Source organism: Tissierella sp., assembly GCF_032104385.1.
In the GTDB taxonomy this organism is placed as follows: Bacteria; Bacillota; Clostridia; order Tissierellales; family Tissierellaceae; genus Tissierella.
The window spans coordinates 279,890-299,374 of sequence record NZ_DAMCHJ010000003.1; the positions used below are offsets into that span (position 1 = coordinate 279,890).

A 19,485-nucleotide genomic window follows, 5' to 3' on the forward strand; every position below is an offset into this window, starting at 1 on the left:
TATCCTCCTAGAATTCATCTTTTAAACTATAAACATATGCCAGAACTTCAGCAACAGCCTCATAAAGATCCTCTGTTATAACCTGACCTATTTCAATAGAATCATATATAGCACGAGCCAAAGGTTTATTTTCTACAATGGGTATCATGTTTTCTTTAGCTACCTTTTTTATATTTTGAGCTATTATATCTGCTCCTTTACCTAAGATATAAGGTGCATCAAATTTATCTTTATCATACTTTATAGCTACAGCATAATGAGTAGGGTTAGTAATTATTACATCTGCCTTAGGAATATCCTGCATCATTCTACTCATTGCTATTTTCCTTTGTTTTTCTTTTATTTTACCTTTGACAAAAGGATCCCCTTCTGTTTGTTTATACTCTTCTTTTATTTCTTGTTTACTCATCATAAGATTTTTCTCATGTTCTCTCCATTGGAAAAAATAATCCAAAATTGATAGAACTAAAAGTACTCCTAATATTCTTATAACAAAACTATAAATCAAATTAGAAAAATTTACAAATGATTCAATAGTTCCCATGCCAGAATATTTAATAACCCTAGTCATCTGCTTATTTGCATATTTAAAAGCAATATATCCAACTAAGGTAAGTTTTAAAATAGATTTAACAAGCTCTTTTAAAGCCCTCTTAGAAAATATTTTTTTGAAGCCTTCTACAGGATTTAATCTATTTAGTTTTATCTTTAATGTTTTAGTAGTAAATAAAAAACCTACTTGAAAATAGTTGATAAATAAAGCAGATAAAAAGGCAACTATTAGAATAGGTGAACTTATTATTATAAAAACCATTGATATTTTTAAAAAATTAATCATTAAATTATTATTATTAAAAAAGGCTTCAATATTACTTATTTCATTAAACATTTCAATCATAAACTTTTTTAATTGTGTATTCATTATCCCGCCAAAAATCTTTAATCCTAAAAAGCAAGAAAAAAGGATTATAACCGTATTAACTTCTTTACTTTGAAGTATTTGTCCTTCTTCCCTTGCATCTCTTCTTTTCTTTGGAGTAGGTTTTTCTGTCTTCTCAGAAAATAATTGCAAATTCATTTTTAATATCATATTATCAACCTTATGTCTTAATAAATTTATAAATATCGTTAATCATTAAATCAAAGATACCATTTACTGCAGTGAAAAAAATTGGCATACTGATTAGAATAATTAATAATCCAATCAATACCTTTAATGGCATACCAACAACAAAAACATTCATCTGAGGAATAGTTTTTGATATAATGCCCAAAACTAAATCCGTAAGAAATATTATAGCTACTATTGGTGTACTTAATTTAAATCCTATTTCAAAGGATTTAGATAAAGTATTTATGAGAATATTCACTGTATCTTCTGTATATTTAAATTCACCAATGGGTAAAAATTTATAACTATCAACTAAGGCTGATATAATAAAATGGTGTCCATTAATACTTAATAGCAAAAGAAATGATAGAATATAATAAAAATTTCCCATCAAAGGAACTTGTGTCCTGTTTTGAGGATCTATTACATTAGCCATTCCAAATCCAATTTTCATGTCAATAATTTGTCCCATTACATAGAAAGCTGAAAAAAAACCATAGGATATAAATCCTATTATTATTCCAACCATCAATTCTTTTATTATAAGTAATATTAATACCTCATTATTAATATTAGCAGGTACTGGTAATATTGATGTAATTATTAAAGCTGTTGAAAAAGATAAACCTATTTTCATTATATTAGGTATGTTTTGAGAACTAAAGAAAGGCGAGAAAATAAAAATTCCCGATGTTCTCACCATAGCCAATAAAAGTAACTGATACTGGCTAAAAATCAAATCTATAATCAAATCCATAATAGCCACCTTAATAAATATAGTTGTTAATATTTGTAAGTAATCCTGATGTAAACTGGATTATTAGTTTAATTATCCATGGACCAAATAAAAGTAATGATAAAAATACTGCTATAATTTTTGGTACAAAGGCAAGAGTTGCCTCTTGTATTTGGGTAACGGCTTGAATAACACTAACTATTAACCCTACAGCTAAACTAATTACCAACATAGGAGCAGACATAAAAAGTACAGTTCTTATAGCATCCTGTGCAAGTTTTAACATATCTACATTGTTCATATAAACACCCCTATTTAAATCCAAGTACTAATGATTTTACGATTAAATTCCATCCATCAACGAGTATAAATAGTAATATCTTAAAAGGCAAAGATATTATTACTGGTGGTAACATCATCATTCCCATTGCCATTAAAGTACTGGAAACTACCATATCAATAACTAAAAAAGGAATATATATAATAAATCCTATTTGAAATGCTGTTTTTAATTCACTAATTATAAAAGCAGGAATTAATACATGCGTTGGTATTTCATTTAAATTACTTATATTTGCAGTTCCCTTCATACTTAGAAACAATCCTAGATCTTTATCCCTAGTTTGTTTAAACATAAAGTTACGAATTGGGTTCATAGTCTTATTAATAGCTATATCTTGAGTTATCTCTTCCCTAATATAAGGTTGAATAGCTTCATTATTTATCTCAGTTGCAATAGGCGCCATAACAAAAAACGTTAGAAATAGTGCTAATCCTATAATTACATGGTTAGGGGGAGTTTGTTGAAGCCCTAGTGCATTTCTGATAAATGATAAAACAATAAGTATTCTGGTAAAACCAGTCATCATTATCAATAATGATGGTGCTAAGGTAAGAATCGTCAAAATAAAAAGTAATTGAATAGAAAATACATAATTTCCCGGATTATTATTGTTTTCTAAAGTAATAGATTTACCAAACAAGGATACAGATGGTTCTGCAAAGGCAATATTCGCAAATATAATTACCAAAACCATAGCTGAAATAATTATTTTAATGTTTTTCTTCATCTTTCTTGCCTTCCTTATCCTTTAAATTACTAAATAAATTTTCTAATTTTCTATTAATTTTATAACCATTCCTATTTTTACTTAAGCAACTGCTTAAGTATTCGTTAAACTTCTCTTCATGAATAGGAAATTCATCTACTTTAATTATATCAATAATATTAGTATTGTTATTTGTTACAGCTAAAATATATATCTTTTGATTTATCCTAGTTATAACAATTTTGCATCCACCAGTAAGATTCATTACATCTAATAAATCTATGTATTTACTAGATGTAAATCCCTTATAATTCTTCGCAACAATTTTAGTTCCCCATATTGTAAGAAATATAACCACTGTAAACATTGTTATATAAAATATTAATTGGAAAACTATTTTAATTGGACTACTTTCAATGGATTCCATAGCATAAACAGGTAGTCCATATAAATTTAAAAAAATTAACATCACTAATATATTGGTCTTTTTATTCATTCCCTAACTCAAAACCTTTTTTACAGCTTCAACAACTCTATCAGCTTGGAATGGTTTAACTATAAAGTCTTTTGCTCCAGCTTGTATTGCTTCTATTACCATTGCCTGTTGCCCCATTGCGGAACACATTACAATTTTTGCATTGCTATTTATCTTTTTTATCTCTTTTACCGCTTGAATTCCATCCATTTCAGGCATAGTTATATCCATAATAACTAAATCAGGATTTAATTCCTTATATTTTTCTACAGCCTTTAATCCATTCTCTGCCTCTCCTAATATTGTAAATCCATTTTTAGATAAAATATCCTTTATCATCATTCTCATAAAAGATGCATCATCTACTAATAAAATTCCATTTGCCATTTAAATAAACCTCCTATTAAAAAATATTAGATAATTTTTCTACTTGAACTTTCAATTTCTGTTACCCTAACACCAAAGTTGTCATCTATAACTACAACTTCCCCCTTAGCAATATATCTACCATTAGCATAGATATTTAAAGCCTCACCTACAAGCTTGTCTAATTCTACAACAGTTCCCTGCCCAAATTCTAGTATTTCACTAATCTTCTTATGAGTTCTACCTAATTCTACTGTTATTTCAACTGGAATATCTCCAACTAAGTCAATTGAGCCACTATGTGAAGAAGTAAAAGATGTATCAAAACTTTGGAATTCTGGCTTTTTAACAATAATTTTCTCCTCTTTTACATTGCTAATATCATTATAATTCATATTCTCAGTTCTAGCAATATCATTTGCTGGTATTTGAGGTATATTGTAAACCTCCTCTTTTGTTTTGTTCACTGGTGTTTCAATATATTGTTCTATAACATTATTTGGTTCAACAGAAACTCTACTATTTACAGGAGTTTCTTCTTGGGTACTAGATGAGCCCATTAATTTTTCAACCATAGATTTTCCAAACTCTAGTGGAACTAATTGCATAATATTGCTGTCGATTAAATCTCCTATTACCATTTTAAATGATATTTTAATAATGGGTGAAGAGGAATTTAATAAATCAATTTTGTTTTTTCCTTCAGCAAAAGTTATTTCCAAAGATTTTGGAGGTTCAATATCTATTTTTCTCATAAGCATCTCAGATAAAGAAGTTGAAGATGAACCCATCATCTGATTCATAGCCTCACTAACAGCACTTAAATCAAGCTCTGTTAGTTCCCTATCTGTATCAAAGCTATCTTTACCCATCATAAGATCAGTAATTATTTTAGCATCATCTGTATTAAGTATTAAAATATTTGAACCTTCTAAACCTTCCTTATAGCTAACATCTATTGCTACAAGAGGTAATTTATAATCATCTGCTAATTCATCAACAGTAGTTAGTTTTACTCTAGGAGTAGTAATATTTACTTTTCTATTTAATAAAGTAGATAAAGTTGTAGCAGCTGTCCCCATGCTTATATTTCCAATTTCCCCTAAAGCATCTATTTCAATATCTGACAATAAATCTTCATGATCATCTTCAAAAAAATCGTGTGTAACTTTGTCGGCTGAACTACCTGATAATAGAGCATCTATTTCTTCTTGAGATAACATATCACTTGTCATTTATTATTTCACCTTCCTTTAGAACTTCAACTATCTTAATAGCCATTTTTTTATTGATTACGCCTATTTCACCTTTAAATTTCACATTGCTTCCAATCCTAATTGGAGCCATTTTATTTTCACTATTCTCTAATTTAATTACATCTCCAACTTGTAAATTTAATATATCCCTTATAGAAACTTTTGTAGTTCCTAACTCCGCTACCAAAGGAACTATAGTTTGTAACATTCGCTCCTTTATGGCTTTTAGTTCCTCATTAGAATGTTCTTTTGTAGATGTTGTAAACCAAAACTTGGTATTTAATTTATCTAATATTGGCTCCAACAATATATACGGAATACAAACATTCATCATTCCCTCAATAGGTCCTATTTCTATATTCATAGTTATCAAGGCAATAGTTTCGTTAGGTGGAACTATTTGTGCAAATTGAGGATTGGTTTCAATTTTTTCTAATGTTGGCTTTAACTCAATAACATTACTCCATGCCTCTTTAATATCTCCTGCTATTTTTTGCATCATGTTTTTTAAAAGAGATAGTTCAATTTCTGTAAAGGCTCTTATTTCCTGCTTATCATTTCCATCTCCACCTAATAATCTATCTATTATTGTATAAATAATATTTGGGGAAATATCTATTAATATTTGCCCATTTAGTGGATTAAAATCTATAATTGTCAAAAAAGCAGGGTTAGATAATGCATTACTAAATTCACTATAAGCAAATTGATCTACCGTCAGTATATTTATTTTAGCCGGTGCCCTAAGATATCCGGTTAAGAATGTTTGCATATGCCTTGCAAAGTTTTCATGTATAACTTCTAGTGTCCTTAACTGTTCTTTAGAAATTTTTTGGGGATTTCTAAAATCATATTTCTTTATTTTCTTGGAATTATCAACTTCCTGAATTTCCTCGACATCCACCTCACCAGAACTAAGTGCATTGAGAAGGGCATCAATTTCAGATTGTGACATTACTTCAGACAATAGAACCCCTCCTCTACTGAATTATAAAATCATTAAAATATATATTTATAATACTTTGATCATTAAATAATTCTACTATATTAGTTTTTATTTGATTTTGTAAATTGACTTGTCCTTCCTTTCCTCGCAACTCATCTTCTGTTAAATTTGCTATTATTTTATTAACTTCATCTCTAATTAAAAATTGCTTTTCTGTTAATTTAGCAAGACTTTTTTCGTTGGTTGTTTCCAAAGTAACTCTTATCTTTAGAATTCTCTTGCTTTCTTTGATATTACAATAAAGGTCTTCTAATGTTATTGAATAAGTTTGAATTTCCTTTTCTCTTTTTTCTCCAGAACTATTTGAAAAGAAAAATATGCCTACAGCTATACCTGCGATTAATGCTAATAACAAAATAATGACTATTATTAAAATGGTTTTTTTAGACATATTATCACTCCATTCTATTTTACTATGGCTCTAATTCTTCATAGGAATCTTTCAATATAACAATATCTACTCTTCTATTTTTAGCTTTGTTTTCAGGAGTATCATTAGGTAAAATTGGTCTATAATAACTATATCCCGAAGAAGATACCCTATTCCCTTCTATATTTTCAACTTCTACTAAGTATCGTAATACATTAGTAGCTCTAGCAGAAGATAATTCCCAATTTGTTGGGAACTTTGACGATCTTATTATCTGATCTGAATCCGTATGACCTTCTACTTTAATCTGTCTATTTGAAAATTCTTGTCTATTGAGCATCTCTGCTACAGATTTTAATATCTCCAAAGACTGAGGTTTAATTTCTGCACTTCCAGAATCAAATAGTACATTATCCATAAACCTAATAACAATTCCTCTCTCCTCAGGTTTTATCTCTAGTCTTTCCCCCAATCCCAAAGTTTCAGCATATTCATCTAAATGTTCAATAAGGCTTTTAAGGTCTGCTTCTATATCAATATAATCTTCTATAGTATTTATAGGAATATCAAGCGAAGTACCTCCTTCTAGAACTCCTGACCCCCCTTGAAAACTAGCCATTATACTTCGGAACTTTTCAGCATCTACATTTGAAAAAGAAAATAAAAGAATAAAAAAGCACAGTAATAGTGTAACTAAATCGCTATAAGTGGTTAACCATTCAGGTGAACCTCCACCTGATTCTTCTTGTCTCCTACGCCTAGCCACTATGCCTCCTCCTTCCCAAATTCTTTTTTAATAGAAACTCTCATTTCTGGCGGAATAAAAGTCTTTAGCTTTTCTTCAATTATTCTAGGATTTTCCCCTGCTTGAATAGACAATAATCCTTCTATCATCAATTCTTTAACTAATACCTCTGATTTACTCCTAACTTTTAGTTTCTGAGCTAAAGGTAAAAATATAATATTAGCCAATGCAGAACCGTAAAAAGTAGTTATCAGAGCTACAGACATATTTGGACCTATTGCCTTTGGATCATCCATCTTTTGAAGCATGTTTATTAAGCCTATTAAAGTTCCCAGCATACCAAAGGCTGGTGCAAATGAACCCATAGCTTCTAGGGTTCCTTGACCTTGTCCATGCCTTTCTTCCAAAAACATAAGCTCAGTTTCTAAAATGTTTCTAACAAGATCCGGGTCTGTCCCATCTACAATTAGCATAATTCCTTTTTTTAAAAAATCATCTTCAAGTTTAGAAGCATATTCCTCTAAAGAGAGCAATCCTTCTTTTCTAGCCACATTTGCAAGATTAATTATGTTTTCAATTATTTCATTAGCCGATGTAGCTTTATGAGTAAATGCCTTTTGAAGAACTCTTCCTATATTGGATATATCTTTTAATGGATATGCCAAAAATGTAGCAGCTACTGTACCTCCTAATACGATAATAACTGAGGGAAAATCCCAATAATCTGATAAACTTCCTGATTGTAAAATTCCCCAGATGGTAAAACCAATTCCGAGAAACAAGCCTAAAATTGTTGCAATATCCAATCCTTACACCTCGTTTCCATTATATCTTCTTTCGAACATATGTATTTTAGCCTTATATCTTATTACTTTATCTATTATTTCATCAACAGAATCTGAAACTACAATTTTTTGTCCGTTAGTTAGTGTAATAACAGTGTCTGGAGTGGCTTCTATGTAAAGTATAAGTTCACTATTTACTACAAATTCTTTATCGTTTAACCTCTTTACCTTTATCATAATTATCCCACCTTTTTTATTAAATAGGGTAGATAAGTCTACCCTATTTAAATAGATTATCTCTTCATATTAACTAATTCTTGTAGCATTTCATCTGAAGTTGTTATAATTCTTGAATTCGCTTGGAATCCTCTTTGGGTAGTTATCATTTCAGTAAACTCAAGAGATATGTCTACGTTAGACATTTCAAGGTTTCCTGGACTTATTGCCCCAAATCCACTAGTGCTTGCCTTGCCAAGTTGTGGTTCTCCAGAGTTTCTCGTATCTACAAAGAAATTTCCACCAAGCTTCTGAAGCCCCATTGGATTATCAAATTTAGCAAGCATGATTTGACCTAAATTCTTTCTCTCACCATTAGTAAATACTCCTACAACAGTTCCTGTGGCATCTATGGAAAATCCTTCTAATGTACCAGAGGCATTCCCGTTTTGAGCATATGGTTTAATGTCCATTTCATTTGCATATTGATGTAGGTTTTTATAAGAATCTTGATTTTCTGAATCAAATAAAGTTATTTCTTTAAAAGTAGCTGATAGTGGGATAGATTCCTCAGTTCCAGTTGAATTTTTTATTTTTTCACCATCTTTATTTAAATCAAATTTAATACCATTTAAATCTAATTTTACTCCCTTAACAGTATTCGCAGTATCACCAATTGTAATTAACTTACCTTTATCATCAAACTCTAATTTTAATAAATTATTTGCAGCATCTAATGGATTATTGAATGTTTCAGTATAGTTTCCCGTTGCTTGATCCGTTACTCTCTTTAAAGTCATTTCCCATTTATGAACAGGCGGATTCGCAGTAGTTACTTCTTTCTTCGTCATTTCAAATGTTACTTTATATGAATTGCCAAGTGAATCTTTTACTACTGTATCTATAGGGTGTCCTTTATCTAATTCAAAGTTAGAATCTAAATTGCCTTTAAAATAAATCTTTTCAGTCGCAGTAGGTGCCTTAGTTTCTGATTTGTTAATTTTTATATTAGTTACATCTGACATTATATTTCCATCAGGATCTGCTGCATATCCTAATACTTTAAACCCATCAGCAGTAACTAAATTTCCATCCCTATCTAAAGAAAAGTTCCCTGCTCTTGTATAATATCTATTGTTAAAGCTTGTATCATCTGATACTACAAAAAATCCTTCACCGTCTATCATTAAATCTGTAGGGTTATCTGTTCTTTGTCCTGGTCCCTTAGTGTGGATTGTATTTATTGAGCCTACTGCTGCACCCATACCTATTTGTTGGGGGTTTGTACCACCTTTTCCACCTGTTGGTGCAGAAGCTCCCCTTGTTACTTGACTAAATACTTCCTGAAAGGTAACTTGTCCTTTTTTAAATCCCACTGTATTTACATTGGCTATATTATTACCAATTGTATCCATCTTACCTTGATGTATTCTCAGTCCTGATACGGCTGAGTACATTGACCTCATCATATTTCATTCCTCCATTTTTCTGAGCAATCATAGACCATCTATCAGTCCGGTCTATATAACCTCCTATAAGGTCCAGTTATATTATTACTGCTCCATCAATATTAGTAAATATACTTTCTTTCAATTGCTCTTTGTTAACTGTTGTAATTATTGTTTTATTGTTAATATTGGCTATGAAAGCTTTATCATCCATCAAAATTAAAGCATCTTTTACTCCTTTACTTTCAGCTTTATGAAATGCTGATTTTAACCTGTTAATTTCATCTATGGTTAAATTCATTTCTCTGCTATTTAACCTTTCAGTTGCATGCTTTGAAAACTTAATTTCTTCATCTTTATTTTGAATTTTTTCTAATATTTGATCAAAATCTTTATTTAAATTTACTTGTTTTCTTCCTGTGGATTTCGATGAATTAATTAATTGATTTTCAAGTTGCCTAATATCTATTTTATTCATAAAAACAACTCCATACTAATCTTCTATTTCATTCTTTTCTCCTACGTCTTTTGGTTCTTCTTTTACAGGCTCTTCACCTTTATAAGCTTCCATGGCTTTTCTTATACTTGTTAATTCCTTTAACATCTCTACATTGGCTTCTATTTGATTTAAGTTCATTAATTTTAACATTTCATTCATCTCTTTTGAATTATCAGCAAAAGTTTTATTTAAGTTTTGCATCTGCTCTAATGAACTAAACTGTGCCAGCTGTGCAATAAACTCTCTATCTTCTATTGGATTAAGAGGGTCTTGGTTAGCTAATTGTGTAGTTAACAATCTTAGAAAAGCATCTTTATCTAAATCATTAGTTTTTTTAGATCCTGTTTCTTCTTTTTTCTGGTCTTTAAATTTATAGATATATTCTTTATATTCTGTCTTAACTTCCATTTATATCCTCCTCTCTAGGCAAATAAATTCAATCCATCTTCCAAACCACTAATATTTCCCGTATTTTCTACAGTTTGCTCATCATATCCTTCTGCCACTTTTCTGTCCTGAGATTTTACTTTTATTCTTTTATTATTTTGCTTTAGATTAAATTGTCCAGAGCTATGTTTGTCAAAATCACTATTATTTCCTACGAAAACTTCAACTGTCTTAATTTCAAGTCCTGTGTCTTTTATACCTTCCTTAAGCTGTATTAAGTTTCCTTCAATAATTTCTTTAGCCCTTTGATTATCAACCATAATCTTGGCTGTAACAGTCCCCTTGACTACTTCAATATTCATAGTCATTTCCCCTAATATCTCTGGCTTCAGCTTGATTCTCATTTCATTCTTACTATCTGACAAGTTAAATTTAGCTTTTTCAACTATTTGTTGAATTACCTCTTTGTTATTTATTGTATCTAAATCCTCTAATTTAATCAGATTGTCTTTTTCGAATCTAATATCATTTTTATTCATTGAAATAAAAGACTCTATATCTAGTTCAGTATCTTTATCAGTTTTTTCTACTTCAGTAATATCAAAATTTTCCTTGGGGGAAGATGCACTATGATTATTGTTTTGCTCTAAATTAAATTCCATTTTCTCATCTGACTCTTTTACATTTACTAAATTATTTTCATTTAATATAACCATATTTTCATTATTTTCTTCCTTGCCTTCTTTTGAAAATAACTTAAAATTTGATTTTATCTCCTTATCAGATAGTTCATTTTTTTCAACATTGTTATCTACTACATTTTCTTTATAGGCTAATTGAAATTTATTAGTGTAATCAATTTCTATATCTTCTTTTATTATAGTATCTGAAATCTGATTTTCTATAATTACTTCTTTGTTTTCATCTAAATTATTTCCTAAAGTTTCTTCAAATTTCATTGGTTTTGTATCAATAGAAGTTTCTAATTCTATTACTTCACCATTTATAGAATCATCCACTGTACTGATTAATTTATTGAAGAAAAGAGGTATATTTCCATATACTAAAGAGTAATCATCTTTAGCATCTTCTTCTATTTCAATATTTTGATCTACATCTTTATTTTCCTTAGATACATCCTTATTCTTAGATATAGTATTTTTACTTTCGTTAGATTTTGACATATTGTCAGAAGAAATTTTACTATTTGTTTTATTATTTACGTTTTCTAAAGTAGATGAAAAATTTTTATTTTTTGACGTTTCTTTTCTAGTATTTTGATCAGAGCTTGTCTTTAATGAATTTTTGAAATCAAAAACTATAGCTTCCACTTTACTCACCTCCTTAATTACTATTTTTAGGCTTAGCTAAAAGCCTTGTAATTTGTGAAGCCTTATCTGGCTCCATAAAATCTAAAACCTTTGATAAGGTTTGATTTTTCATTTTAGATAGTACATCAATTATAATAATTCTATCAGATAATTCATAAGTTTCTTCTGAATTAAGCTCAATTAACGTTATAGTCTCATTATTCTTTATCATTTGTTCAGCAATCTTAGCTACTTTTTCTGAAGACATTTTTTCATAGACAATAACTAAGTTTTTTATCTTACTTCCATATTCATTTAAAAACTCCATGGCTTTACTAATATCACCAGTGATATTAGTATCAGATTTTGTCAATTCTTCTTCACGCATTATTGATGCAAATAATTCTTCTATAAAAGCCTCATCCTTTATATTTGACAATATCTCTGCCGATTTTATAACAGATAAATTCTTATATATAATCCCTAATTTATATAATGTATAGTTATCAGTATTTCCTATTGCGTTTATTGTAATATCTATTGGCTTTGTTTCAAACACCTTAGCTACATCTATTAAAGTATTCACTTCATTTGTTTTTTCATAAATAATTCCTTCTATTAATGTTCTTTTATCTTCTTTAAATGTGTCTAATATATAGTTTCTTATATCAGAATCTACATAATAAAGTATTTCACCCAATTTATCTGTATTTATTTCAGATATTATTTTTAAAAACTCCCTATCAGCAAATTTCTTTTCTATTTCCAATAAGGATTTTAAAACATCTTGCTTTTCAAACCTAGATACTTCTGATAATAGTCTTTCTTGCTCCTCTTTTTGTGCATCATCGTATATAGAAAATAATAAATCCTTCCTTAGTTCCATATTTCGAATTTTAAGTACTATTTCCTCTGTTTTAGGTACGGAAATTGAATTCATACCTCTAACAATATCTATATAAAGCTTTTCATCGTCTTTTTTTATTATATACATTTTATCAGCAGCCATATTTGGATCAAGATTTATAAAATAATTTGATAAATAATTTATCTTTTCATTTTTTTCTACTTCTGTAGGATAATGTTTAAAATGTTCTCCTATAAAACCAGGCATTTTTGATAATAATTTATTAGTATCATTCTTAAATTGTTTATTGCTATTGTAAATAAGACTAACAATAAATAAAGGAACTACAACCAAACTAATAAAAACTATGCCTATCATCTTAAATTTCTTATTTTTTTTATCCTTTTGTACTATATTCTTCTCGTTTTGTACTGTAGTTGTTTCCATAGATCTGCCCCCTATTTTTGGGTAGTACTATTAAATGTAACTATTCCATCAATAATTTTATCCTCATTTTTTTTAACTTCACAAAGAAATTCATTATAATCATTTTCTTTTAACTTTTCAAACACTTTTTTTTCCCTTACTGCAAAAAGTAACTCTTCTTTTGTTTTTTCAAGTTCTTCTTTAATATCAGAAATTACATTTTCTTGTTTTTTTATGCTAAAAGATATATCTTGTAAATAATTATTATATAATTTTAAATTTCCGACACTAGTATTTTTGGTGGATTCATTTTTTTTAACAAGTAAGTTTTCTTTATGGATATTATAATTTACTAACTTTTCTTCTTCTTGATTAAGCCTTCTATTAACATCTCCATATTCAGCTTTTTTTAAATTTTCCACATTTTCTTTATAATTTAAAACTTTTTCCAGCCTAAAACTATAACCCATCAATTAAAATTACCCCCTTTACTACTTATTTTATTTCACTGATAATTTCATTCATAGCATATAAAGTTTCCTCAAAAGTTGAAACTTTATATGTTTCTTGTTTTAAAAACCCTTCTATATCTTCCATTAAATCAATGGCAATATCAATTTTTTTATTTGATCCTCTTTTGTAAGCGCCAATATTTATTAAATCTTCTGATTCCCTATATACTGCCATAATATCTTTTATAGCATTGGCAGCCTTTAAATGTTCTTTACTTGATATATTAGGCATTACTCTACTAATACTAGCAAGGACATCTATAGCTGGATAATGATTAGCATTTGCTAACTTTCTAGATAAAACAATATGCCCATCTAATATACCTCTTACAGTATCTGTTACAGGTTCAGTTAAATCATCTCCATCTACTAATACAGTATAAAGTCCTGTAATAGTTCCTTTATCTGACGCTCCTGTCCTCTCTAGTAGCCTTGGCATAGTTGCAAAAACAGAAGGTGTATATCCCCTAGTTACAGGTGGCTCTCCTATAGCTAGTCCAATTTCACGTTGTGCCATAGCAAACCTTGTTAAGGAGTCCATTAACAGCATTACATTTAACCCTTTATCCCTGAAATACTCAGCAATGGCCGTAGTTACCATAGCTCCTTTAACCCTTATTAAAGCAGGTTGATCTGAAGTTACAACAACTAATACCGATTTTTTTAACCCTTCTTCTCCTAAATCATTTTGGATAAATTCATTAACTTCTCTTCCTCGCTCTCCTATTAATCCTATAACATTTACATCAGCTGTACTATTTCGCGAAATCATACCCATTAAAGTGCTTTTCCCTACTCCTGAGCCAGCAAATATACCAACTCTTTGTCCTTTTCCACATGTTAATAGTCCATCAATTGCCTTTACACCTATAGATAAGGGGTCCTCTATTACTTTTCTATCCAATGGACTTGGTGGAGCATTAGATACAGGATAATATTTATTTGACTTAATTGGTCCTAAGCCATCAATAGGATTCCCTAGGCCATCAAGAACTCTTCCTACTAATTCTTCACCTACATTTACTCTAAGACTTTTACCACTTCCCACAACTACACTTCCACTAGCAATCCCCTCCATTTCTCCAAGGGGCATAAGAAGTATCTTATCCTCTTTAAATCCAACTACTTCTGATAAAATTGGATTATTACTTCCATATGGATATATATAACATAATTCACCAATGGTAGCCATAGGTCCATTAGATTCAATAGTTAGACCAGTAACTTCGGTTATTTTACCAGTATATTTCATAAATCTTTTTTCTTTTACAGCAGAAATATATTTTTTTATATTAATCGTATTTTCCATATAATCACTCATTATTTAATATTGTTGTCAATAACTCTCTAACTTCAGCTAGCTGATTTTTAAGACTCACATCAATATTCCCCTTTGAAGTTTCCAAAATACAATCACCTTTTTCTAAAGAAATATCATATTTAATATCTAATTCAGAAATCATACTAGCCTTAGCCAATATTTCATTTTTAGCCATTTCTAATATATTAAAATCCTCTTTAGAAGTAATAATAGTTAATTTATCTGTTAAGTCTAAACTATTAATTCCACTTAAAACCAAAGAAATTATCAACTCACTATCTTCTTCATTTTTTTTATTTATTAATTTTTCATAAATACTTATGACTAATTCAATAATATCTTCTTCTAGCTCCTTTAATAGACTTTCTCTCTTGTATATATACCCATCCTTTATCTCAACTGCTTCATTTATTAAAGAATCAGATTTGATTTTCCCTTCATTATATCCTATTTCATGCCCTTCATTATATCCTATTTCATAGCCTTCACCATAACCTGTTTTTTTAGCTTCTTCTAAAATCTCCTTTGTCCTAGCATAGGCCATATTTATCATGGTTTCCTTCTGATTCTCAGCATCTTCTATTATTTTTAAAGATTCTTTTTTAGCATTATCCATGATTTCTTCATACTCTTTTTGTCCTTTAATTTTTACTTCTTCAATAATTGATTCTATAATACTTTCATCCAAATATGTTTTTTCATTATCTAAGTCATTTGTTGGTTCTATAATTTCTGATTCTATTACTCTAAAGGATTTTATAACATTAGACAATTATTTCATCTCCTCCTCTAGGAGTAATTATTTCTCCATCTTCCTCTAGTTTTCTAATAATATTAACTATGTTTTGCTGTGCATCTTCTATATCTCTTATACGAACAGGCCCCATAAATTCTATATCTTCTTTTATCATTTCAACTAACCGTTTTGACATATTGGCAAATATAAGATTTTTAACCTCTTCACTAGCACTCTTAAGAGCAATAGCCCATTGAGAATTATCAATTTCTCTAATAATCCTTTGAATACTTCTATTATCAAGTGTGATAATATCTTCAAATACAAACATACGCCTTCTAATTTCTTCACTTAATTCTACATCTCTAACATCTAAATCTTCCATTATATGTTTTTCTGTACCTCTATCCACAGAGTTAAGAATATCAACAACTGCTTGAATTCCACCAGTAGTTGTATAATCCTGAGCTAAAATATTTGAGAATTTACTTTCTAATATAGCTTCTATTTCTCTTACCACTTCTGGGGATGTCCTATCCATTATTGCTATTCTTCTCATTACATCTGCTTGCTTATCCTCTGATAAAGATGCTAATATCTGACCTGCCTGTGTAGGTCCTAAATAAGATAATATCAATGCAATAGTTTGTGGATGCTCATTTTGTATATAGTTTAAAAGCTGATTTGGATCAGCCTTTCTTACAAATTCAAATGGTCTTACATGTAAAGAAGAGGTTAATTTATTAATTATATCAAAAGCCTTATCAGAACCTAAGGCTCTTTCTAGTACATCCTTAGCATAATTAATTCCACCTTCTGATATATACTCTTGAGCTAAACATATTTGATAAAATTCCTCAATAACTATTTGCTTTTCTTCTGGAGAAACCATCCTCATGTTTGCAATTTGTAAAGTTAATTCCTCTATCTCCTCTTCATTTAAATGTTTAAATATCTCAGCAGATTTTTGAGGACCTAATGCTATAAGTAATATTGCTACTTTTTCTTTTCCACTGAATTGCCTCTTAGACATATTAACTCGCTCCTATTCATTTAACCAATTTCTAAGCAGTTGAGCAACCGATTCTGGCTTCTTTTCAATAAATTTATCAATCTGGGCCTTCATTTTTGATTCTTCTGCTTCAAAATCAAGATCTGCAACTTCCAATTCTATCGAAGACTTTTCTTCTAATATCCTTTCTAATTCATCAGCCGCAGATTTATTGTTCTTTGATCTAATATAAATAATTATAATTATACCTATTATTATTAATATTAATAAACCCATACCTATATATACCCATTTATTCGGTGTACTTTGAGCTGCATTACTATTTACAACTTGTTTATTGAATCCTACAGCCTTTACTTGAACTTGTTTTGTATCTAAACCAGTTGCTGCAAATATCAAATCAGAAAATTCCTTCTCCCTTTCAGGAGTCATTTCACCATCTACTAAGGCATCTTTATTTATAAGTACTGCCACAGTAACACTTTCCACTTGACCTGGCATTTTTTTAATTTCTTTATTTATTTCATTTAACTCATTATTTATTATTCGACTTGCTTTGTCATATCTACTCGAACCATTATCTATTGTAGCATAATCTTCCACATTGGTATCAGTTCCCGGAACACCACCTATTCCCCCACCTACCATATGCTCCTCCACTTCCTCTAAAGAACGAATTAATCCTTCTTCATTTCCTTCAATAGGGGGAGCAAACTCTACAATAGTTGTATTTTCTATATCCATATTAATCTTAACACTTGACATTACATCAACATTTTCTGGCCCTACTATATTCTCTAAAAACTTCTTTATACTCTCGTTTATCTTACTTTCCAGCTCATGTTTAACTGCAAATTGATCAATAGAAAAAACGTCCTCTTGATTTCCCTCTTCTAAAAGTTTTCCTTCTTCGTCAACTAATTTAACATTTTCTGGAGACATATTAATAGAACCTGCTACCAAATGTTTTATTGCTTTTATCTTTTCATCTGATAATGGTCTACCGTCAGATTTTTCTATAAAAACAGAAGCTGTTGTCTTATTATCATCATCATTATTTAGTACAAAATTAGTAGTTTCCTTTTCATCTATATATACTTGAGCACCACGTATACCATCAATTTCAGATATGGTAGATGCCAGTTCACTTTGTAATGCCATTTTCATCCTTTGCTTTTTATCATAGTCTGTCATAGTCCAACTACTATCATTAAAAGCATCCATATATGTATATCCATCTTTAGGAAGACCATATGTAGCTAATTCAATTTTAATACGATTTTTATTTTCCTGTGGAACTAAAATACTTTTTTGATCTTCTCCAGTTTTCCAAAGCACACCCATCTCATCTAATTTAGATGTTATTTGTCCCATATCCTTTAAACTTAGATTCCCATATAAAATATCATATTTTGTACGTGTTAATGTAAGAATAAGTGCAATTACAGCAAAAATAACAAATAAACTAATAAGCACCAGTCCGATTTTTTTCTTTTTATCCATTCCCTTCCAATATTCAGTTAGTTGTAATCTTACCTTATGTATTGATTCCTGCACAGTCGCACCTCTTCCCTATGAATTACTAAATTTGAATTCTCATGATTTCTCTATAAGCCTCTACGACTTTATTCCTTATGCTCATAGTAATTTGTAAAGCAACATTAGCCTTTTCAGCAGCTATTGCCACATCGTGGAGATTATCAACTTGTCCAAGTACCAACATCTGTTTATAATCATCACTCTCCAATTGCAGTTGGTTTACTTGATTTAAGGCTTTTGTTAATAAATCTCCAAAATTGTTTTTATCATTACTTTCTATGGGGTTAATCGAATTCTTATCAAAATCTAATACTTTCCCATAGCCATTAATTTTATTTATATTCATGACTTTTACCTCCTACCAATTTCTAATGCCTTCATAAGCATTGATTTAGACGCATTCATAGCAGTTATATTAGCATCATAGGAGCGATGGGCACTAATTAAATCGACCATCTCTTTTATTGTATCAACATTTGGCATTTTTACATAACCATTTTCATCTGCATCTGGATGACCTGGCTCATATACAAGTCTAAAAGGTGAATCATCTTCAACTATTTTACTAATTTTAACACCTTTTCCTTCGCTCTTATTCATATGTTTATTTAAATACTCTGAGAAAGAATCTGATTTGTTTTCTTCAAAAACAACCATTTGTCTTCTATATGGCATTCCTCCTGTACTCCTAGTAGTATTTACATTAGCCATATTCTTAGTAATTATATCAATTCTAGTTTTCTCAGCTGTTAATGCAGTAGCTGATGTATTTATTGAATTAAAAATACTCATAATTACTTACTCCCTTCAGTGATAACATTTTTTATTTTTTCAAATTCTCCAATTACTTGTTTAGTTAAGGCATCATACATAATAGTGTTTTTAGCTAAATCTGCTGTTTCAGTATCAATATTTACATTATTACCATCTAATCTATAGGATGTAGATTTGTCTTCTATGACAATAGGGTTAAAACTGCTTGTCCTATGACTAATATGATTTACATGAGTTTTGGTTAAACTAATCCTATTATCCTCAATTGATTGTTTTAATTGTTCCTCAAATGTAACAAACTTCCTCTTATAATTAGGAGTGTTATCATTTGCAATATTATTGCTTATTGCCTTATGTCTTTCCCAAGTTCCATCTAAAGCCTTTTTATAAAAATCAATATTATTATAAATACGATTAATCATTAAATCACTCCCCGTTCCTCGTTATATTAATATAATAGTTAAAAATATATTTATTAATACATTATAATACATAAACCATTAAAATATCTAATAACCTGATAAAACTCTTCTACTTTATATTACATATTTTAACATCC

Annotated in this window: 25 protein-coding genes; all 25 read right to left on the bottom strand. The window is 29.4% G+C overall.

The window, feature by feature from the left end; translation table 11 throughout:
• Window positions 1-7: 7 nt before the first annotated feature.
• The 25 genes from flhB to flgB all read right to left on the bottom strand — a co-directional run bounded on the left by flhB (window position 8) and on the right by flgB (window position 19,348).
• A complete protein-coding gene (flhB, locus tag RT714_RS05390; protein WP_313756551.1) occupies window positions 8-1,090 on the bottom strand; it encodes a flagellar biosynthesis protein FlhB in 1,083 nt (360 codons plus the stop codon).
• A gap of 10 nt (window positions 1,091-1,100) precedes the next feature.
• A complete protein-coding gene (gene fliR, locus RT714_RS05395) occupies window positions 1,101-1,868 on the bottom strand; it encodes a flagellar biosynthetic protein FliR (protein WP_313756552.1) in 768 nt (255 codons plus the stop codon).
• Between the two features lie 10 nt (window positions 1,869-1,878).
• The gene (fliQ, locus tag RT714_RS05400) at window positions 1,879-2,148 is read right to left on the bottom strand and encodes a flagellar biosynthesis protein FliQ (RefSeq protein ID WP_313756553.1); all 270 of its coding nucleotides are present in this window, start codon (window positions 2,146-2,148) and stop codon (window positions 1,879-1,881) included.
• Between the two features lie 10 nt (window positions 2,149-2,158).
• A complete protein-coding gene (gene fliP / locus RT714_RS05405) occupies window positions 2,159-2,917 on the bottom strand; it encodes a flagellar type III secretion system pore protein FliP (RefSeq protein ID WP_313756554.1) in 759 nt (252 codons plus the stop codon).
• Window positions 2,901-3,392 (bottom strand): hypothetical protein, encoded by a 492-nt coding sequence (locus RT714_RS05410; RefSeq protein WP_313756555.1) that lies wholly within the window; start codon window positions 3,390-3,392, stop codon window positions 2,901-2,903. The genes fliP and RT714_RS05410 overlap by 17 nt, the downstream gene beginning before the upstream one ends.
• A gap of 3 nt (window positions 3,393-3,395) precedes the next feature.
• Window positions 3,396-3,758: a response regulator gene (locus RT714_RS05415; RefSeq protein WP_072972402.1), complete on the bottom strand. Its 363-nt coding sequence runs from the start codon at window positions 3,756-3,758 to the stop codon at window positions 3,396-3,398.
• 26 nt (window positions 3,759-3,784) lie between these two features.
• On the bottom strand, window positions 3,785-4,972 hold the full coding sequence (gene fliY / locus RT714_RS05420; RefSeq protein ID WP_313756556.1) for a flagellar motor switch phosphatase FliY: 1,188 nt from the start codon (window positions 4,970-4,972) through the stop codon (window positions 3,785-3,787).
• Window positions 4,962-5,960: a flagellar motor switch protein FliM gene (gene fliM, locus RT714_RS05425; protein ID WP_313756557.1), complete on the bottom strand. Its 999-nt coding sequence runs from the start codon at window positions 5,958-5,960 to the stop codon at window positions 4,962-4,964. Before fliM ends, fliY begins: the two co-directional genes overlap by 11 nt.
• Before the next feature lie 13 nt (window positions 5,961-5,973).
• Complete coding sequence (gene fliL / locus RT714_RS05430) at window positions 5,974-6,390, bottom strand: flagellar basal body-associated FliL family protein (RefSeq protein WP_313756558.1); 417 nt, start codon at window positions 6,388-6,390, stop codon at window positions 5,974-5,976.
• 22 nt (window positions 6,391-6,412) lie between these two features.
• Window positions 6,413-7,135 (bottom strand): flagellar motor protein MotB, encoded by a 723-nt coding sequence (locus RT714_RS05435; protein ID WP_313756559.1) that lies wholly within the window; start codon window positions 7,133-7,135, stop codon window positions 6,413-6,415.
• The gene (locus RT714_RS05440) at window positions 7,135-7,920 is read right to left on the bottom strand and encodes a motility protein A (protein ID WP_313756560.1); all 786 of its coding nucleotides are present in this window, start codon (window positions 7,918-7,920) and stop codon (window positions 7,135-7,137) included. Before RT714_RS05440 ends, RT714_RS05435 begins: the two co-directional genes overlap by 1 nt.
• 3 nt (window positions 7,921-7,923) lie before the next feature.
• Window positions 7,924-8,136: a flagellar FlbD family protein gene (locus RT714_RS05445; protein WP_313756561.1), complete on the bottom strand. Its 213-nt coding sequence runs from the start codon at window positions 8,134-8,136 to the stop codon at window positions 7,924-7,926.
• A gap of 56 nt (window positions 8,137-8,192) precedes the next feature.
• Complete coding sequence (locus tag RT714_RS05450) at window positions 8,193-9,584, bottom strand: flagellar hook protein FlgE (RefSeq protein WP_313756562.1); 1,392 nt, start codon at window positions 9,582-9,584, stop codon at window positions 8,193-8,195.
• 76 nt (window positions 9,585-9,660) lie between these two features.
• Window positions 9,661-10,041, bottom strand: coding sequence for a TIGR02530 family flagellar biosynthesis protein (locus tag RT714_RS05455; protein WP_313756563.1), 381 nt, complete (start codon window positions 10,039-10,041; stop codon window positions 9,661-9,663).
• A gap of 15 nt (window positions 10,042-10,056) precedes the next feature.
• Window positions 10,057-10,470 (bottom strand): flagellar hook capping FlgD N-terminal domain-containing protein, encoded by a 414-nt coding sequence (locus RT714_RS05460; RefSeq protein ID WP_313756564.1) that lies wholly within the window; start codon window positions 10,468-10,470, stop codon window positions 10,057-10,059.
• A 14-nt stretch (window positions 10,471-10,484) separates the two neighbouring features.
• Window positions 10,485-11,780 carry a flagellar hook-length control protein FliK gene (locus tag RT714_RS05465; RefSeq protein ID WP_313756565.1) on the bottom strand — a complete coding sequence of 432 codons (1,296 nt, stop codon included), beginning with the start codon at window positions 11,778-11,780 and terminating at the stop codon, window positions 10,485-10,487.
• A gap of 13 nt (window positions 11,781-11,793) precedes the next feature.
• Window positions 11,794-13,053, bottom strand: a complete 1,260-nt coding sequence (locus tag RT714_RS05470) for a hypothetical protein (protein ID WP_313756566.1) — start codon at window positions 13,051-13,053, stop codon at window positions 11,794-11,796.
• Window positions 13,054-13,064: 11 nt separating this feature from the next.
• Window positions 13,065-13,502, bottom strand: a complete 438-nt coding sequence (fliJ, locus tag RT714_RS05475) for a flagellar export protein FliJ (protein ID WP_313756567.1) — start codon at window positions 13,500-13,502, stop codon at window positions 13,065-13,067.
• Window positions 13,503-13,527: 25 nt separating this feature from the next.
• Entirely contained in the window at window positions 13,528-14,865 is a 1,338-nt protein-coding gene (fliI, locus tag RT714_RS05480; protein WP_313756568.1) for a flagellar protein export ATPase FliI, read from the bottom strand.
• Window positions 14,858-15,637, bottom strand: coding sequence for a FliH/SctL family protein (locus RT714_RS05485; RefSeq protein ID WP_313756569.1), 780 nt, complete (start codon window positions 15,635-15,637; stop codon window positions 14,858-14,860). Before RT714_RS05485 ends, fliI begins: the two co-directional genes overlap by 8 nt.
• Window positions 15,630-16,634, bottom strand: coding sequence for a flagellar motor switch protein FliG (fliG, locus tag RT714_RS05490; RefSeq protein ID WP_313756570.1), 1,005 nt, complete (start codon window positions 16,632-16,634; stop codon window positions 15,630-15,632). The genes RT714_RS05485 and fliG overlap by 8 nt, the downstream gene beginning before the upstream one ends.
• Before the next feature lie 12 nt (window positions 16,635-16,646).
• Window positions 16,647-18,170 carry a flagellar basal-body MS-ring/collar protein FliF gene (fliF, locus tag RT714_RS05495; protein ID WP_313756571.1) on the bottom strand — a complete coding sequence of 508 codons (1,524 nt, stop codon included), beginning with the start codon at window positions 18,168-18,170 and terminating at the stop codon, window positions 16,647-16,649.
• A 25-nt stretch (window positions 18,171-18,195) separates the two neighbouring features.
• Complete coding sequence (fliE, locus tag RT714_RS05500) at window positions 18,196-18,498, bottom strand: flagellar hook-basal body complex protein FliE (RefSeq protein WP_313756572.1); 303 nt, start codon at window positions 18,496-18,498, stop codon at window positions 18,196-18,198.
• A gap of 5 nt (window positions 18,499-18,503) precedes the next feature.
• Window positions 18,504-18,944 carry a flagellar basal body rod protein FlgC gene (gene flgC, locus RT714_RS05505; RefSeq protein WP_313756573.1) on the bottom strand — a complete coding sequence of 147 codons (441 nt, stop codon included), beginning with the start codon at window positions 18,942-18,944 and terminating at the stop codon, window positions 18,504-18,506.
• 2 nt (window positions 18,945-18,946) lie between these two features.
• On the bottom strand, window positions 18,947-19,348 hold the full coding sequence (gene flgB, locus RT714_RS05510; protein ID WP_313756574.1) for a flagellar basal body rod protein FlgB: 402 nt from the start codon (window positions 19,346-19,348) through the stop codon (window positions 18,947-18,949).
• Window positions 19,349-19,485: the final 137 nt, after the last annotated feature.